The organism is Nonomuraea fuscirosea, assembly GCF_003001935.1.
Taxonomy (GTDB): Bacteria; Actinomycetota; Actinomycetes; order Streptosporangiales; family Streptosporangiaceae; genus Nonomuraea; species Nonomuraea fuscirosea.
The window spans coordinates 15542-30948 of sequence record NZ_PVNG01000009.1 but is presented as its reverse complement, the minus strand read 5'-3'; the positions used below and the strand labels follow the sequence as shown (position 1 = coordinate 30948).

Sequence of the window (15407 nt, the reverse complement as noted above, 5' to 3'; positions counted from 1 at the left end):
TCACTCAGCCGCCCTGGGCGAGATCTTTCAGCTCGGCCAGGGTGATCTGGAGCGGGTTGCCGGGCAGCGGTGCGTAGGTGTCGGCTTCCCCGGCCGGTGTCGCCGCCCTGCCGTCCGGCCCCGTCGCGACATACTGGCCCTGTCCTGGATTGACGAGGGTGGTGTCCTGGGTGTCGTCCCAAGAGTGCACGAACAACAGGTAACTCTCGTTCTGCTCCAGCTTGACCTCGTCCTGCGCGGTCAGCTTCTCGCCGTCGAGTTCCCCGCCCAGTTGCCGGACCTCGATCGAGCCTCCGCCGGCGAGGTCGCCTTTGAACACGCGGGTGATGTCCGCCTCGGCGATGGTGACGATGTCGCCGGTCTCCCGCTCGGCCTGCTTCTTCGCCTCGGCCAGCTCGTCGGGGCCGAGCCCGGACAACGGGTTGGCCTTGGGGTCGTCGTAGCCGTCGTCGCCGGGTCCGAGGATCCGGCCGGGTTCGTCGCGGGCGGTCCGCAGGCCGGTGATGGTGGCCTGTACCACCAGGTCGGCATCGTCCCACATCTCCTTCGTACTGGTGAAGCGCGGGTAATCGGCGGACACGACCGCCTCGCGCACGCCGCTTCGGTACGCGGAGGCGGCCGTGGTCCCGGCCGAGCCGCCCGCGCAACCGGCCGACGACAGGATGAGGCCCGCGCTGACGGCGAGCGTGACCAGGTGGCGCTTCGTCATCAGAACCTCCTCGTGTAACCGGTGGTGTAGTAGCTCGTCACGTCACTGTTGTCGTGGGATTGGCGGCGGGTCATGGTGTCCCGGTCACGGCACTCGCACATGATCGAGGCGTTGTGCTCGTTGTCCGCCAGGCTCAGCCCATGGCCGAGCTCGTGCGTGAAGACGCTGTGCACGAAGTTCTGGAACCGGTGGGAGTCTTCGGCGATGGTCCGGGCGTTGAGAGTGATGTAGCAGCCCGTGGATCCGCCGTTGACGTGGTAGCTGTAGTAGGTCCCGTAACGGGATGAGCCGTACCGTCCGACCTTGACGTTGCAGTTGGCGCCCGACGCGCTGCGCAGGGCGACCCGGTCATGATTCGACCAGCGCTCGGGCGCCTTCGTCATGGGCGCTTCCCATTGATCGTTGTAGCCGGTCACGTGGTGGTAGCTGAAGTTGGACCACTTCTGCCCGATCTGGAGCTTGTGCGCCCACGCCGGGGCGGCGGCCCACGGTGAGAGGATGACGAGCAGTCCCACGGCGACGGCCCCGGCCGCGCCGCGATGAAGGGTGCCGGATTTCCGCTTGAGCAAGAGTCCTCCCTGATCGATCTTCGCGCGGAGGTCGCATGGCGGCCGGGGACGATGCGGGGCCGTCCATGGGGTCCCTCATTTGGCACGCTGACTCAGCCCCTTGTGTAGCCCCGCCGAAGTTTCCCCGCTGTTTCCGCCGCGTCCGTCGCGAGCCGAGAGGACGCGCGACGCCTTCCGGTCGTGAGGCGTAACAGCCGGGAAACAGCGCTGCCGCCACAGTCGACGCCATCGACCCGTCACCGACGAAAGGACGGCTCCATGGGTGGGCTCAGCAGAAGAGGGGTCCTGGCCTCCGGCGCGGCCGCGTTCGCCGCCGCGGCGCCAACGACTCGCCCGGCGCGGGCGCGGGAGCGGCCGTTCCGTGCCGCCGCGAGCGCCGGACGCCCCTCCCGCCCCAACATCCTGTTCATCTTCGCCGACGACCTGGGCTGGGCGGACCTCAGCTGTTACGGGGCGCCGGAGATCCGCACCCCCCATCTGGACGCCCTGGCCGGCCAGGGCGTGCGTTTCACTCACGGGTACGCGGCCTCGGCGGTGTGCTCGCCGACGCGCCTCGCGCTCTACACCGGCCGCCACCCGGGCCGCCTGAAGGCCGGGCTGCTGGAGCCGATCCCCGGTCCGGGCGCGGACGCCGGCCTTCCCGTGGCGCACCCGACGCTGGCCTCACTGCTCAAGCAGGCCGGTTACGCCACCGCCATGTTCGGCAAGTGGCACTGCGGCTACCTGCCGGACTACGGCCCGGTCAAGTCCGGCTGGGACACCTTCTTCGGCAACATGGGCGGCGCCGTCGACTACTTCTCCAAGATCAGCGGCAGCGGCGAGACGGACCTGTACGAGGGCGAGGTGAAGACCGAGTCGCTGGAGTACTACACGCGGACGGTGTCCGAGCGGGCCGCGGCCTTCATCAGGGACAACAGCGGCGGCCCGTGGCTGCTCAATCTCAACTACACCGCCCCGCACTGGCCCTGGGAGGGCCCCGATGACAGGGCCGTCAGCGACGATCTCACCCGGCGCATCACCGAAGGCCAGGAGGAGGGGCAGATCCTCGCGCACAACGACGGCGGCTCGCTGAGCACGTACCGCACGATGGTCGAGGCCATGGACGCCGGGATCGGCCAGGTGCTGAAGGCTCTGGCCGACAGCGGGAAGCAGGACGACACCCTGGTGATCTTCTCCAGCGACAACGGCGGCGAACGCTGGTCGTACCTGTGGCCGCTGACCGGTTCGAAGGGGCAGCTCAACGAGGGCGGCATCCGCGTGCCCACCATCGTGCGCTGGCCCGCCGGCATCCGCGGCAACCAGGTCAGCGACGTCCCGGTCGTCACCCAGGACTGGACCGCGACCATCCTGGAGGCCGCCGGCGTCGAGCCGCACGCCGCCTATCCGCTGGACGGTCACAGCCTGCTCCCCTACCTCCTGGACGGCGCGCAGGCTCCCGCCCGGGACCTGTTCTGGCGGATGCGGCGGTTCGGCGCACTGCGCCGCGGGAACTGGAAGTACCTGCGCGTCCTGCCGCAGCAGGAGGGCCAGGCGACACAGCATCTGCTGTACGACGTGACGGCCGACCCCCGCGAACGGGCCAACCGCGCCGCCCACGAGGGGGAACTCCTTGCCCGCCTCAGCACCGCATGGGACGCGATCGACGCGGAGCTGGAGGACTATCCGCCTCAGGGCGGCGACCGGCCCGGCCCCTCCGATTGATCCGGCGGCCGGGCCCGTCACCGGTGAGCCGACCGGGCGGCGTCAGGTGGTCGTCTGCTGGGTCAGCCCCAGGTCGGCTCCCTTCGGGTCCTTGACCATGGTGACGGCCGCCAGCGAGATCACGCAGAGCACCATGATGTAGACCCCGATCGACAACGCCGACCCCGTGCCCTGCACCAGCGCCTCGGCGATCGTCGGGGCGAAGGCGCCGCCCAGGATGGCGCCGAGCGCGTAGCCGATGGCCGCGCCGGAGTAACGCACCGCGACGGGGAACAGCTCGGCGTACAGAGCCGACATGGGGCCGTACGACAGCCCCAGGCCGACGGCCAGGACGACGATCGCCACCGCGAAGAGCCAGATGTCGCGCGTCCCCATCAGCAGGAAGAGCGGGATCATCCACACGAACACGATCGCGTACCCGATCTGGAAGGTGCGGACCCGGCCGATCCGGTCCGACAGCGCGCCGCCGTACATCGTGAAGACGAGCCAGGCCACCGACCCGGCGACGGTGGCGAGCAGGACGGACGGCCGGGGCAGGCCGAGCGCGGTGGTGCCGTAGCTGATGAAGTAGGCGATGAGCAGGTAGCCGGCGGCGTTGTTGGCCACGAAGATCAGCGCGGTGAGCACGACGTTCCTGGTGTGGCCGCGGAAGAGGTCGCGCAGCGGCGCGGCGGAGGTCTTGGTGCGCTGCTGCAGCTCCTTGAACACGGGGCTCTCCTCGACGGCCCGCCGTACCAGATAGCCGACGATGATCAGCGTCAGCGAGAGCAGGAACGGCACCCGCCAGCCCCACGCCAGGAACTGCTCAGGGGTGGTGACCGCGCTCATGATCCACAGCACGCCGGTGGCCAGGATGAGCCCGATCGGCACGCCGATCTGGGGGAAGGAGCCCCACAGGCCGCGGCGGTCGCGGGGCGCGTGCTCCACCGCCAGCAGCGCCGCGCCGCCCCACTCGCCGCCCGCCGAGAAGCCCTGGATGATGCGCAGGAGGATGAGCGCGATGGGCGCCGCCACGCCGATCGTCTCGTACGGCGGCAGCAGGCCGATGAGCATGGTGGCCACGCCCATGAGGAGCAGGGTCAGCACGAGCATGCGCTTGCGTCCCAGCCGGTCGCCGTAGCGGCCGGCGATGATCGCGCCGAGCGGCCGGAACAGGAAGCTGATCCCGATCGTGGCCAGCGAGATGAGCGTCGCCAGGCCGGGGGCCCGCTCGTTGACCGGGGCCAGGAAGAGCGGGCCGAAGACCAGGCCGGCGGCCTGGGCGTAGATGAAGAAGTCGTACCACTCGATGGTGGTGCCGGCCAGGGTGCTGGCGAGGACTTTGCGGTCGTCGGGGGTCATGGATCGAGACTCACTCGGCACGATGAACTCCGTTCCTCACTTCGGGGGGTGGGGCGGCGCGGATGTCGCCGAGCCGGCTCACCGCGCACCCCGGCACCGCACGCGGGGTGCCGAGCGCGCAGAAACCGGAGTCCGCCACGAACGCAGTCTGCCACCGTCGGACGATCTTCCACAGGGGCGCGCGGCCCTCTTGAGCTTCGCGCAGACGACCAAGGTCACCCGTGCGGCACAACCAAAGCCACCGGCCATGGCATCCAAAGGAGCGGGGCGAGCGACCGAGGGCTGGCGCGGTCCGGCCGTTCGCCAGCAGAGCCGGGCCTGCGCCGCCCGGCACGCTGATCCCCATGGACGACAGACCGAGAGGCGGCCGGCGCGCCGCACTGCTGCTGGCGGTGATCACTCCGCTCATCGCCGAACTCACCCTGGGCAACCCGCCGCTCAGCCAGATCTGGCTGATGCTGCTGTGGATCCCGATCTACGGCGCCGGGACGGTGCTGATCCGTGAGCTGGTACGACGGCGACGCGGGGGCTGGCCGTCCGTCCTGTTGCTCGGGCTGGCGTACGGCATCGTCGAGGAAGGGCTGGTGCTGCAGGCGCTCAGCAGCCCCACCATGTACGGGGTGGCCGGCTGGGCGCCCCGGTTCCTCGGCCTCAACACCGCCTACACCGAGCTCAACCTGCCCTACCACGCCGTCTTCAGCGTGGCGCTGCCGATCCTCCTGACCGACCTGGCCTTCCCGGCCCTGCGCGACCGGCCGTACCTGAAGCGGACGGGCCTGATCGTCGCCGGGGTGGTGTTCGTGCTGGGCGGGCTGCTGCTGCGGTTCACCGTGGCGACCTCCATCGACCCCGGCTACCAGGCGCCGGCCGCGATGCTGGCCGGGTGCGTGATCGCCGTCGTGCTGCTCGCGGTGGTGGCGCTGCGCGTGCTCGCGCCCGCCCGCTCCCCCGCGCCGGCCGGGACGCAGGCTCCCGGCCCCTGGGTGACGGCAGGGTTCGGGCTGCTGGCCGGGTTCGGGTATCTGGCGCTGCTGTTCCCGTTCGGCGGGGCCGCTCAGCCCGCCTTCACCCACGGCGCCTGGGTGGCGGCGCCGATGCTGGGCGCGGCCGTGCTCGCCACATTGACCTGGTGGCTGGTACGCCGCTGGACGACGGGCGGCGGCTGGACGGACCGGCACGCCATCTGCCTGGCCGGCGGGGCACTGGTGGGCCACACCGCCTTCGGCGTGCTGGCCAACGCCGCCACCTTCATCGACAAGCTGGAACTCTCCGCCCTGGGGCTGCTCACCGTGGTCCTGCTGGCGCTGCTGAGCCGCCGTACCGGAACCGGATCCATCACACCGCCCACCGGCCGTCATGGGCGGCCGGCCGCAGAAGGGAGCACGCGATGAGCGTCCGCATCACTCGCGTCCGATGACGCGACGCACCCATGGACGTGCGCATGACCACACGCATGGCCACACGTACGGCCGTGCGCACGGCGTGCGCGCCCCGGAGCACCCCCCGTCTGGAAACGATCAGAGGAACGTCATGACCGAAAGCATGATCCGCAGGTACACCGGCCTGTTCGGCATCATCGCCAGTCTCTTCATCGTCGTACAGGTGCCGCTGTACTTCCTCTACGAGACCCCGCCCGACTGGAACATCCTCACCCGCGGCCTCATCGGCATCACCGGGTGCACCTTCTACATCGTGTACTTCATCGGGATGCGGCAGCTCATCCGCCACGTCGATCCGGCCTACGACTGGATCGCCGGTGTCGTCCAGACGGCGGGCGTGCTCTGGGTGGCGATGGTGTTCGTCCCCCAGTCCATGGAGGTGGGCGCGGCGATCTCGGTCGACCACGACCTCGACACGACGTCGGCGGGGCCGTTCGCCGCGGCGCAGTACCTCATGCAGGGCGCCGTCTCCCGGCTGCTCATGGGCCTGTTCCTGATCGCCCTCGGGATCGCCGTGACGAAGCTCGGCCTGCTGCCGCGCTGGGTGGGCCGCTCCGCCTACGTCCTGGCCGTGATCAACCTCGCGTTCCTGCCGGCCCTGTTCTTCGGGGACGACCCCGCCGACTTCTACAGCGCGCAGGGCTGGGGCACCACCGCCAGCATGGGCGCCGTCTGGAGCCTGTGGACGCTCGCGGTCAGCATCAGCACCCTGCGCACCGCCCGCCGGCCGGTGGCCACGAGTGTGGCGTGACCGAGGGGCGGTGGCGTTCGTAGCAGGAGTGAGGCCGTCCATAAGGACGGCGCGAAGTGTACGGAACCGGCCGTTTCTCCACGGCCACCAACAGAAGGATCTCGACATGACCGACCAGCCCACCGACGTTTCACCGATCGGCGACGCCGCCAAGCCCCCGGTCGCCGACCGGGCCGCGTTCCAGACCGAACTGGACCGGCTCCGGATCCGCGAGAAGGCCCACACCCGCGAGGGTGACGCGATCGCCGCCGCCCGCCGCCGCCTGCCGATGGTCGAGGTCGATCCGACGACCCCGCTGATCGGGGCGGACGGGACGGTGCCGCTGATCGACCTGTTCGCCGGACGGTCGCAGCTGATCGGCTACTTCCACATGTGGCACACCGGCCATCCCGCCGGGCAGCAGTGCGAGGGCTGCACCTTCAGCACCTCCCAGGTCACCGAGCTGGCCTACCTGCACTCCCGCGACGTCAGCTACGCGGTCCTGGCCGAAGGGCCGTACGAGGAGGTCTCGCGCTACCGCGAGTTCATGGGCTACCCCGTCCCCTGGTACTCGGTGCCGGAGGAATCCGTGGACCGGCTGATCGCCGGCCGGCACTTCGGCATCCTGGCCTGCTATCTGCGTGACGGTGACCGGGTGTACGAGACCTACTGGAACACCAGCCGGGGCAACGAGGTGATGGCGCCGTCGTACGGACTGCTGGATCTGACCGTCTACGGGCGGCAGGAGGAGTGGCAGGACTCGCCGGAGGGCTGGCCGCAGGGCTGGGGCTCTAAGGGGGGCCAGTTCCAGCTCGACGGCCGGCCGGCCGCCCAGTGGTCGCGCCTGAAGGCCGGCCGCGACGACGACCTCGGCTCCCCGCACCCCGGATGACCGGCCCGGCACCCTCGTACGGGCCTGGATGTTCACCCGGCCCGGGGGTGCGATGACCGACGACAGCCCCGAGCAGGGCGCGCGCCGGAGAGGGCCGGCCGGTCGGGAGCCGTGTTCGGCCGGAATGGACTTCGTGGGCCGCGCTGTCACGGTGACGAAGCGCCCGTACCCCCTTGGTCCAGCTTGCGGACGGCGAGCAGGGACAGCGCGGCGACGGCGCCGCCGATGACGAAGCCGGCGACGAAGGCCGACTCGGCTGGGACGGTCGACCCCGCAGGGGTTCCGGCGGTGAGGAAGGCGCCGCCGATCTGCGCGCCCGCGGCGAAGGCGATCACGCGGATGACCAGGACCAGGCTGGTGGCGGTGCCGGTGTCGGTGTGATCGACGGTGGTCGCGGTCTTGACGACCACCGCCGTGACGCAGACGCCGCTGGCCAGCGCGACCAGCACCTTGCCGACGACGAGGTGCCAGACCTCGCCGTGCAGGAACACCATGGCGAGCAGCGCGGCCATCAGGCCGACGACTCCGGCGGTGACCGCGGCCCGCGGGCCGAACCGCCGCGCCGCGATCCCGGCGACCGGCCCGCTGACCGCCGCCGCGACGGCGCCGGGCAGCAGGTAGAAGCCGATGTCGGTGGCGCCGGCCCCGAAGCCGTAGCCGTCGCCGGACACCGCGAACAGTTGCGGAACGAGATACATCGACAGCGAGGTGCCCAGGCAGACGGCGAACGTGATCGCGTACGAGCTCCAGATCGCCGGCCGGGCGAGCAGGCGCAGGTCGACCATCGGCGCGGCCGACCGGCGTTCGACGAAGATCCACCCGGCCACGAGGGCGGCCAGGAGCACGACGAGGGCGGCCAGTTCGAGGGGCCGGCCGCCGGCCTCGGGCACGATCGCGAGCACGACCATGAGCGTCAGCAGGATGCCGCTCAGCAGCGCCAGGCCCGGCCAGTCGATCCTGGCCTCCGACCGGACCGGCGGGTCGTCCGGCATCAGCCGGTGCACGAGCAGGGTCGCCACGGCGATCGCGATCGTCGGTATCGCGAACATCCAGTGCCGGGACAGCCCCTCCGCGATGGGCCCGGCGATGAGCGTGCCCAGCATGCCGCCACCCACGAACAAGCCGCTGACCACCCCGATGGCCACCTGGGAGTCGCCCTTGGGCAGGTGCTTGCGTACCAGGATGAACGAGAGCGGCAGCGCGCCCACCATCGCGCCCTGCAGCACCTGGCCGAGCAGCAGCACCGGCAGGTTCGGCGCCAGCGAGGAGACCAGGCCGCCGGCCAGGACCACCCCCATCAGCCGGGTCATGACCCGCTTCCCGCCGTACCGGTCACCGAGATTGCCGGTCACGGGCAGGAGGAGCGCGCCGGTGATGAGCAGGGCGATGCTGAGCAGCGCCCCTTGGGCGGGGCTCAGCGACAGTTCGCGTTGCAGCAGCGGGAGCGTCGGTGACACCACCGACTCCAGGGCCCCGGTGGCGGTGGCCAGCAGGCCGAGCGCCGCGACGGCGGCCTTTCCGACGGCGACCGGGGGAGCTTGGGTCGTGTTCATGGACGTCCTTTCCTCGTTGCCGACGAGTAAGGCGAGGGGGAGAGAGGGGAGGCCGCGGCGTGCCGCATTTCGGGCATGCCGGACGGAAGCGATGGCCCGGCGCCGGTGCTGTGGCCGGGGTCCTGGAGCTACCGGGTGTGGCCGGTCGAGCGTGCGGGCGCCGTGGTCATCGCTGGTGGTACGGGGTGGTGGTCAGCGCTCGTGGTACGGGCGTGATGGTCAGCGCTGGTGGTACGAGGCGTGGTGGGCGGCGAGGACGTCGCCGCCGAAGTCGGTCTCCGGGTCCCGCCACACGGCGTGGGCGTGGTTGCCGCCGCGCTGGACGTTGGTCCACTCGACCAGCAGCCGCGGCCCTTGCAGGCGGTAGTAGTGCGGCTCCCCCGCCGTGGTGGAGCCGGCCCAGGCGAGGTGGACGGCGTCCAGCGCCGCCGGTTCGTCGTAGCGGGGCAGCGGGGACACCCCGTCGGGGACGCGGTCGAGGTAGGTGCCGAGCAGGGCGCGCAGCAGCTCCCGCTGCGTGGCGTCGAGCTCGGCGCCCGGCACGCCCTTGGGCGACGGGCTGAGGGCCACCGCCTCGCGGTCCGCGCCGTGCAGGCCGGTGGCCGGGCTCCCGGCGCGGTCCGGGGTGTGCGGGCCGGGTCGCCAGAGCTCGCTGCGCAGGATCACGCGGTCGTCGATCCGGGGGTCGTTGCCCGTCACGATGTCGTCAGGGGCCCGGTCCAGCAGCACCGCGCGGGCGGCGAGCTCGGGGCGCAGCGAGCGGACCAGGTCGCGGGCCAGATCCTCGGCCGCCCCCAGCGGGCGCAGCGTCGCGCCGCCCAGCAGCGGCGACTCGGCCGGGTCCGCGCCCAGGAAGCACGGCGTGGTGGCGGCGACGCGCCCGTCCACGACGAGGTAGTTGAGCGAGACGTGGTGGCCGCCGAACCGCCACCCCCACGGCCGGGGCCCGCCGGGCTCGCCGAAGACGCGCAGGTAGTACATGCCGGGGTCGCGAGTACGTTCCCGCCCCCAGTTCACCGAGAAGCCCTCGACGAGGTCGAGCACGTTCTCCAGGCCGAGCAGGGTGGCGACGGTGGTGTACCCGGCCTCGGACAGGCCGCTCGCGACCAGCCGCAGCACCAGCCGGTGCTGGGCGGGGCGCTGCCGGTGGAAGGTGAGGCCGCCGTGGTCGGTGGGCGTGTAGAACCAGCGGGTGCGTTCGGCCTCGCCGGTGCCCGGCGGCGGTCCGGCCGCCACCGTGCGCTGGTCGTCGTCCAGGCTGTCCAGCCAGGTCAGGGCCGCCTCGGCCATCCGGTCGGCGACTTCGCGGCCGGTGTCAGTCACTGCTGCCTCCGCTGCTCCCGGGCCGGCACGGCGACAGTCGCGCGGCCGCGGGGCGACCCGACCCGTACGACCTCTCCGTACATCCCCGCCGTACGTCACCTCTCAACTGACAATCCGAGGAAATCGCGGATATATCCGGCGATCGGCTCCGCGAACTCCATCGCGATCGCGTGCCGGCCGTCCTCGATCGGGCGCAGCCGGGCGTCGGGGATCCGTTCCTCCATCAGAAGGGCGCCGGAGTAGGGAGCCAGCAGGTCCGCCGTGCCGTGCACGATCAGGGTGGGTGCGCTGATCTCGCCCAGGCGGTCGCGTACCTCGTGCCGGCGGGCGGCGTCGTGGCGGCGTCCGGCCTTGCCCTGATCACGGTACGCGAGCGTCTGGGCGGCCCGGTTGTGCAGTTCGGCCTGGCCCTCCGGGGTGACGAAGAAGTCCTTGACCGCCCGCTGCCGGTCGTCGTGCGACATGTCGAACAGGTCCCCGACCTGCTGCGGGCACAGCGCGAAGCTGGGCGTGGTCGCGATCAGGACGAGGGACGCGACCCGGTCGGGATGCCGCAGCGCGGCGTGCTGCACGACGGCTCCGCCGAAGGAGGTGCCGAGCAGGTGCGCGCGCTGGAGGTTCAGCGCGTCCAGCAGGTCGGCGAGGTCGTCGGCGAGGTCGCCCAGCGTGTACGGGACCGGCGGGTTCACGGTGATCCCGGAGTCGCGCTGGTCGTAGGAGATCGCCCGGATCCCCGGGCCGAGGTGCGAGCGGAGTGTGGCGTACTGGGTGCGGTCGCTCTCACCACCGTGAACGAGCACGAGCGGCACCCCGCTGCCGCCGTCGTCGATGATCCCGACGTCGAGATCACCTGCCCGTACGGTCTCGGCGGGGTCGTGCTCTACCTGACGCATGGCCACTGCGGGCCCCCTTTTCGGCGGCAGTACATAGACATTCCTATGAATTGAGATGACCGTATCACTTAGTTTCGCGTTTAGGGAGACCTCATGCCACCCCGTTCCGTCCTGCCGATCGTCGGGGCGGCCGGGCCGTCCATCCGCCTCCAGACCGGGAAGAGCAATGGGCACAGCGTGGCGAGCAGATACACCCCGCCGACCGTCAGCAGTGTGCCGGGCAGGCCGGCCGAACCCACGAGGAAGCCCGCGGCCAGACGGGGAGTCGTGCCCTATCGCGACGTGCGGCCCGCTCAGCCCGCGCGCGCCCAGCCGCGCAGCGCGCCCCGGTACGCCTCGGTCAGCCGGATGACGACCTCCCTGCGGGACAGCTCCGTCTCCTGCAGCAGGTCCTGGATCTCCCGGGGGTCGTACATGATGTTGTTGAGGAACAGGGCGTACTCGAGCATCTCGTCCGGCAGCCCCAGGTCGGCGAGCAGCCCGCGCACCGGCCCCGACCAGGCGTCCCGCATCGCGACGATGATGTCGTTCGCGTCGTGCAGCCGCTTCAGGTAGCCCTGCCGCGAGCGCAGCTGCACCAGCGCCGGGCCGTGCTCGGCGAGCAGGTCCACCCACTTGTCCACGACCGCGTCGAACAGCGGCTGCCCTTCCGCCGTCGACGCCGCGCTGAAGTCGCGCAGTTCTTCGACGACGCTGAGCACGTACGCCGCGAGCACGTCGTCCACGGTGGAGTAGTAGCGGTAGGCGGTGGCCGGGCCGATCTCCGCGCGGGAGGCGACGGCCTGCATGGTGAGCTCGTCGGGCGCTTCCCTGGCCAGCTCGCCGACGGCCTCCAGGAGGCGCCGGCGGTTGCGGCGGGTGTCGCTACGCAGCTTGCCCTCCCCTCGCCGGACGCCCTGCTGACCGGTCACCGGCAACCTCCGCCCTCATCGAATCGCAGGCGCAGGATATCCCTCATCGCCGAAGTGGCGCACGATGCGGGCCAGCCCGGTGCGCAGGTCGTCCTCGGAGGCCGCGAACGAGATCCGCAGGTGCCCCTCGCCCGAGGGCCCGTACTCGATGCCGGCCCTGACCAGCACCTTCCGCTCGGCGAGCGCGCGGGCGACCACCTCGGACGGCAGGGCGGCGTCGTAGCGGAGGAACCCGTAGAACGCCCCCTCCGGCGGCGTCAGCCGCAGCCCGGGCACCCCGGACAGCTGCGCGACCACGAGCTCGCGCCGCTGCCGGTACGTCTCGGCCATGGCGTCGACGACGCCGTCCGGCAGGTCGAGGGCGGCGAGGGCCGCGTGCTGGGCCGCCGTGTTCAGCGAGCCGTTGTACGTCCGGTGCACGTGCGCGGCCGCGTCCACCACCGCGCGCGGCCCGGTCAGGTACCCCACCCGCCAGCCGGTCATGGCGTACGTCTTGGAGAACGTCTGGACGTACACCGTCCGGTCCCGCAGCGACTCGATCTCCAGCGCCGACGTCATCACGTGCCCCGGATAGACCAGCCGGTGGTAGGCCTCGTCGCTGACGACCAGGACGTCCGAGCCGTCGAGGAGATCTCCGAGCGCCTTGAGCTCCTGCTCGCGGTGCACGATCCCGGTGGGGTTCGACGGGTTCGAGAAGATCATCATCGCCGCCCCGGGCAGCGCCGCGGCCAGGGCGTCGAGGTCCCAGTGCAGGTCGGGAGCGAGCGGAACGTAGTCCACGGTGCCCCCGGCGAAGACGACCAGGTCGGCGTACAGCGAGTAGGCAGGCTCGGGGATGACCACCCGGTCGCCGGGGCCGATCATCGCGAGCACGACGGCCGCCAGCGCGGCGGTGGCGCCCTGGGTGACCACGATGTCGTCCGCGGTCCAGGTCCGTCCGGGACGCCCCGGCAACCGCGCGGCGAGCGCGGCACGCAACGCCGGCAGACCCTTCTGATCGGCGTAGTGCGTGTGCCCCGCACGCAGGGCGGCCGCGGCGGCCTCGACCACCGGCGGCGGCGTCGGGAAGTCCGGCTCGCCCATGGCGAGCGACACGGCACCCGGCGGGGCCGGCGCCAGGGCCGGGCGCCGCGAGTGACGGCGCAGGTCCCCGATCCGGAAGGCGGGCGGCCTGTCGGTCATCGGCCCGCCGCCGCAGCACCGGAACCCGCCGCATCGCCGGAGCCCGCCGCAGCGCCTGGGCCTGCCACATCGCGTGGGCCTGCCACATCGCCGCAACCCGCCGCATCGCCGGAACGCGCGGCCAGGATGCGCCGCCGCAACGCCTCCTGCTTCCCGACGACCTCGCCGACCGCGTCCACGGCCTCCTTCACCCGCCGCCGCGGAACCACGACGACGCCGTCCGCGTCACCGACCAGCACGTCACCCGCCTCCACCACCACACCGCCGACCGCCACCGGGACACCGATCGCGCCGGGCCCGTCCTTGAACGGCCCGGCGGGGGTGACCGTCCGCGCGTAGACGGCGAGGCCCATCTCCCGCAGCGACCGGACGTCCCGGATGGCGCCGTCGACCACCGCGCCGACGACCCCGGCGTTCACCATGATCTCGCCGATGAGGTCGCCGACCAGCGCCCGCGTCCCGTCCCCGTGCCCGTTGACGACCAGCACGTCGCCCGGCCGCGCGTCGTCGAGCGCCCGATGCACGGCCAGGTTGTCCCCCGACCGCACGTCCACCGTCAGGGCGGTCCCCAGGAGCGCGGCCTGCCCGGTGAGCAGCCGGATGCCGCCGTCCATGACGGTCATCCGCCCCAGCGCGTCACCGACGTCGGCGGCCGGCACCTCCCCCAGCCGGCGGATCTCCTCGGCCGGCACCCGGTCCCAGGGCGGGGCGATGGACACGCTGTCGGTGGGCGCGACTATGAACACGATGGCTCTCCATTCTCAAATGAGACAGTCATCTCACATGAAAGGATCGTAGCCCCTGAAGCATCCACCCACAACGCCTTCGAGCCGCCGGACTACGCGGCGAGCCTGGAGCGCACATTGCCGGTGACCGTGGGCTGCGAGCCTCACCTTCCGGTCCGGGCGTAGGCAGGAATGCCGCCTCGGGCGTGCGGCCCGTCCAGCCACATCCCCCGCTCGACGCCCGCCCGCACGACCATGAGAAGCGCTGATCTTGGACGTCAGCCGACGCGGCGATAAGGAACACGCCTCCCCGAACGGTCAACCAGGATCAGCCGATCCGCCGGCCCTCGCGAGCGCTCGTAGACGTACTCGCTTTCATCGGCGCGCTCCGGGCGATTCACATAGTTTTCCTCGGGCGAGTCCGGATCATGACGGCTGGAGTTCGCATGAATCGCGTCCAGGCGCACCTTGCCCTCACCTGGAAAGTACTCCCCCGCCTGGTACGACTCGAAGATCATCGATCCGGACGGCCGCTCCTGGCGGAGGATACCCGCGTACTCGTAGGTTCCGTCGGCGTGGAAGGTGAAGTGAAGAAGAGCGTTGCCAGGGTTCTCGCTCGCCCACATGCCGACCAGGTCATCGGCGGACCGCTCTTTCGACGAGCGCACTCTGCGCGGCAGGCTGCGCACGTCCTGAACGAGGCGGGCGATGTCTTCGCGGAGAGTATCGCTGCTCAGTTCGACGCAGTTGATGCGGGTGAGTCTGGCGACACTCAAGGGGAGATCCTCCGGGCGCGGCATGGCTGCTCGATCCACCAGGACTGGCATGATCGGAACCCGCTCGGCATAGGCCGTGGCGATCTCCATCCGGACGACGTCACGTCGATCATGGATACGCGTTCGACCGCTCAAATCTGTTTCGCCTACCCACTGCGCACCGATGAGAGCCACGAGCAGGTCACTCGACGCTATCGCCCGGACCAGTTCCCGCAGCCAGTCCTGTCCGGGCTGAAGAGAGACCTGGTCCCGGTAGATCTTCCTGCGGCCGAACGCCCGCCCGAGCTCCTTTTCCAGTTCGATCGCCACTGCGGCAGTGTCGCGACGGCGATAGCTGATGAAAATCCGCGTCACGGCGAGCCCTCTTCATTCCAGCCGACCACCCAACTGTCGCTCAGCGCAGCCGACCTGGCAACGAAGCCGCGCGAAACCGCCGCCCGGAGCTCGCCTCCCGGCTGATCAAGGCGCTCTGCCTGGAGCTGCGGAAGGAGCGCTACAGCAGCCTCGTCCTGAGCGAACCGCCGACCGAGCTCTGCCGGAAGCGGTTGCGATCGGTCATCGTGCGCGGCGCATCGCCCGTCGGCCGGGTGATTCCGTTGACCGATGTCCGCCTCCCCGACGACTACGCCCGGCGGACGGATCCGTTCCTCCTCTGAAGACGGC

Annotated in this window: 14 protein-coding genes; 4 read left to right on the top strand and 10 right to left on the bottom strand. The window is 71.2% G+C overall.

The genetic code is table 11. From position 1 onward, the window contains the following. Positions 1–4: 4 nt before the first annotated feature. Entirely contained in the window at positions 5–709 is a 705-nt protein-coding gene (locus B0I32_RS21200; RefSeq protein WP_106242009.1) for a hypothetical protein, read from the bottom strand. After that, positions 709–1278 carry a hypothetical protein gene (locus tag B0I32_RS21195; RefSeq protein ID WP_106242007.1) on the bottom strand — a complete coding sequence of 190 codons (570 nt, stop codon included), beginning with the start codon at positions 1276–1278 and terminating at the stop codon, positions 709–711. The genes B0I32_RS21200 and B0I32_RS21195 overlap by 1 nt, the downstream gene beginning before the upstream one ends. Positions 1279–1536: 258 nt before the next feature. Here B0I32_RS21195 and B0I32_RS21190 point away from each other — a divergent pair, with 258 nt between their 5' ends. Continuing rightward, a complete protein-coding gene (locus B0I32_RS21190) occupies positions 1537–2979 on the top strand; it encodes a sulfatase family protein (RefSeq protein ID WP_106242004.1) in 1443 nt (480 codons plus the stop codon). A gap of 42 nt (positions 2980–3021) precedes the next feature. Here B0I32_RS21190 and B0I32_RS21185 read toward each other — a convergent pair whose 3' ends face one another. Continuing rightward, on the bottom strand, positions 3022–4320 hold the full coding sequence (locus B0I32_RS21185) for an MFS transporter (protein WP_106242002.1): 1299 nt from the start codon (positions 4318–4320) through the stop codon (positions 3022–3024). 344 nt (positions 4321–4664) lie between these two features. On the opposite strand from B0I32_RS21185, the gene B0I32_RS21180 reads away from it, so the two are divergent. The 3 genes from B0I32_RS21180 to B0I32_RS21170 all read left to right on the top strand — a co-directional run bounded on the left by B0I32_RS21180 (position 4665) and on the right by B0I32_RS21170 (position 7381). Continuing rightward, complete coding sequence (locus B0I32_RS21180) at positions 4665–5711, top strand: hypothetical protein (RefSeq protein WP_106242000.1); 1047 nt, start codon at positions 4665–4667, stop codon at positions 5709–5711. Positions 5712–5850: 139 nt separating this feature from the next. After that, entirely contained in the window at positions 5851–6510 is a 660-nt protein-coding gene (locus tag B0I32_RS21175; RefSeq protein ID WP_106241998.1) for a hypothetical protein, read from the top strand. A 106-nt stretch (positions 6511–6616) separates the two neighbouring features. Further along, positions 6617–7381: a DUF899 family protein gene (locus tag B0I32_RS21170; RefSeq protein ID WP_106241996.1), complete on the top strand. Its 765-nt coding sequence runs from the start codon at positions 6617–6619 to the stop codon at positions 7379–7381. Positions 7382–7527: 146 nt separating this feature from the next. Here the strand turns inward: B0I32_RS21170 and B0I32_RS21165 are convergent, their stop codons facing one another. The 7 genes from B0I32_RS21165 to B0I32_RS21130 all read right to left on the bottom strand — a co-directional run bounded on the left by B0I32_RS21165 (position 7528) and on the right by B0I32_RS21130 (position 15098). Beyond that, positions 7528–8934 carry an MFS transporter gene (locus tag B0I32_RS21165; RefSeq protein ID WP_106241993.1) on the bottom strand — a complete coding sequence of 469 codons (1407 nt, stop codon included), beginning with the start codon at positions 8932–8934 and terminating at the stop codon, positions 7528–7530. A 219-nt stretch (positions 8935–9153) separates the two neighbouring features. Further along, positions 9154–10257, bottom strand: a complete 1104-nt coding sequence (locus B0I32_RS21160; RefSeq protein WP_106241991.1) for a DUF3500 domain-containing protein — start codon at positions 10255–10257, stop codon at positions 9154–9156. Between the two features lie 95 nt (positions 10258–10352). Further along, positions 10353–11150 (bottom strand): alpha/beta fold hydrolase, encoded by a 798-nt coding sequence (locus B0I32_RS21155; protein WP_106242743.1) that lies wholly within the window; start codon positions 11148–11150, stop codon positions 10353–10355. Positions 11151–11443: 293 nt separating this feature from the next. Further along, positions 11444–12061 carry a TetR/AcrR family transcriptional regulator gene (locus B0I32_RS21145; protein ID WP_106241989.1) on the bottom strand — a complete coding sequence of 206 codons (618 nt, stop codon included), beginning with the start codon at positions 12059–12061 and terminating at the stop codon, positions 11444–11446. Positions 12062–12076: 15 nt separating this feature from the next. Continuing rightward, positions 12077–13243 carry a pyridoxal phosphate-dependent aminotransferase gene (locus B0I32_RS21140; protein WP_106241986.1) on the bottom strand — a complete coding sequence of 389 codons (1167 nt, stop codon included), beginning with the start codon at positions 13241–13243 and terminating at the stop codon, positions 12077–12079. Then, positions 13240–13989 (bottom strand): RraA family protein, encoded by a 750-nt coding sequence (locus tag B0I32_RS21135; protein ID WP_106241983.1) that lies wholly within the window; start codon positions 13987–13989, stop codon positions 13240–13242. The genes B0I32_RS21140 and B0I32_RS21135 overlap by 4 nt, the downstream gene beginning before the upstream one ends. Positions 13990–14246: 257 nt before the next feature. Continuing rightward, positions 14247–15098, bottom strand: coding sequence for a toll/interleukin-1 receptor domain-containing protein (locus tag B0I32_RS21130; protein WP_106241980.1), 852 nt, complete (start codon positions 15096–15098; stop codon positions 14247–14249). Positions 15099–15407: the final 309 nt, after the last annotated feature.

What these genes read in the sequence shown, in the direction of transcription:
- B0I32_RS21200 (WP_106242009.1), bottom strand. Translation starts at nt 709, where the DNA reads ATGACGAAGCGCCACCTGGTCACGCTCGCCGTCAGCGCGGGCCTCATC.
- B0I32_RS21190 (WP_106242004.1), top strand. Translation starts at nt 1,537, where the DNA reads ATGGGTGGGCTCAGCAGAAGAGGGGTCCTGGCCTCCGGCGCGGCCGCG.
- B0I32_RS21185 (WP_106242002.1), bottom strand. Translation starts at nt 4,320, where the DNA reads ATGACCCCCGACGACCGCAAAGTCCTCGCCAGCACCCTGGCCGGCACC.
- B0I32_RS21180 (WP_106242000.1), top strand. Translation starts at nt 4,665, where the DNA reads ATGGACGACAGACCGAGAGGCGGCCGGCGCGCCGCACTGCTGCTGGCG.
- B0I32_RS21175 (WP_106241998.1), top strand. Translation starts at nt 5,851, where the DNA reads ATGACCGAAAGCATGATCCGCAGGTACACCGGCCTGTTCGGCATCATC.
- B0I32_RS21170 (WP_106241996.1), top strand. Translation starts at nt 6,617, where the DNA reads ATGACCGACCAGCCCACCGACGTTTCACCGATCGGCGACGCCGCCAAG.
- B0I32_RS21165 (WP_106241993.1), bottom strand. Translation starts at nt 8,934, where the DNA reads ATGAACACGACCCAAGCTCCCCCGGTCGCCGTCGGAAAGGCCGCCGTC.
- B0I32_RS21155 (WP_106242743.1), bottom strand. Translation starts at nt 11,150, where the DNA reads ATGCGTCAGGTAGAGCACGACCCCGCCGAGACCGTACGGGCAGGTGAT.
- B0I32_RS21140 (WP_106241986.1), bottom strand. Translation starts at nt 13,243, where the DNA reads ATGACCGACAGGCCGCCCGCCTTCCGGATCGGGGACCTGCGCCGTCAC.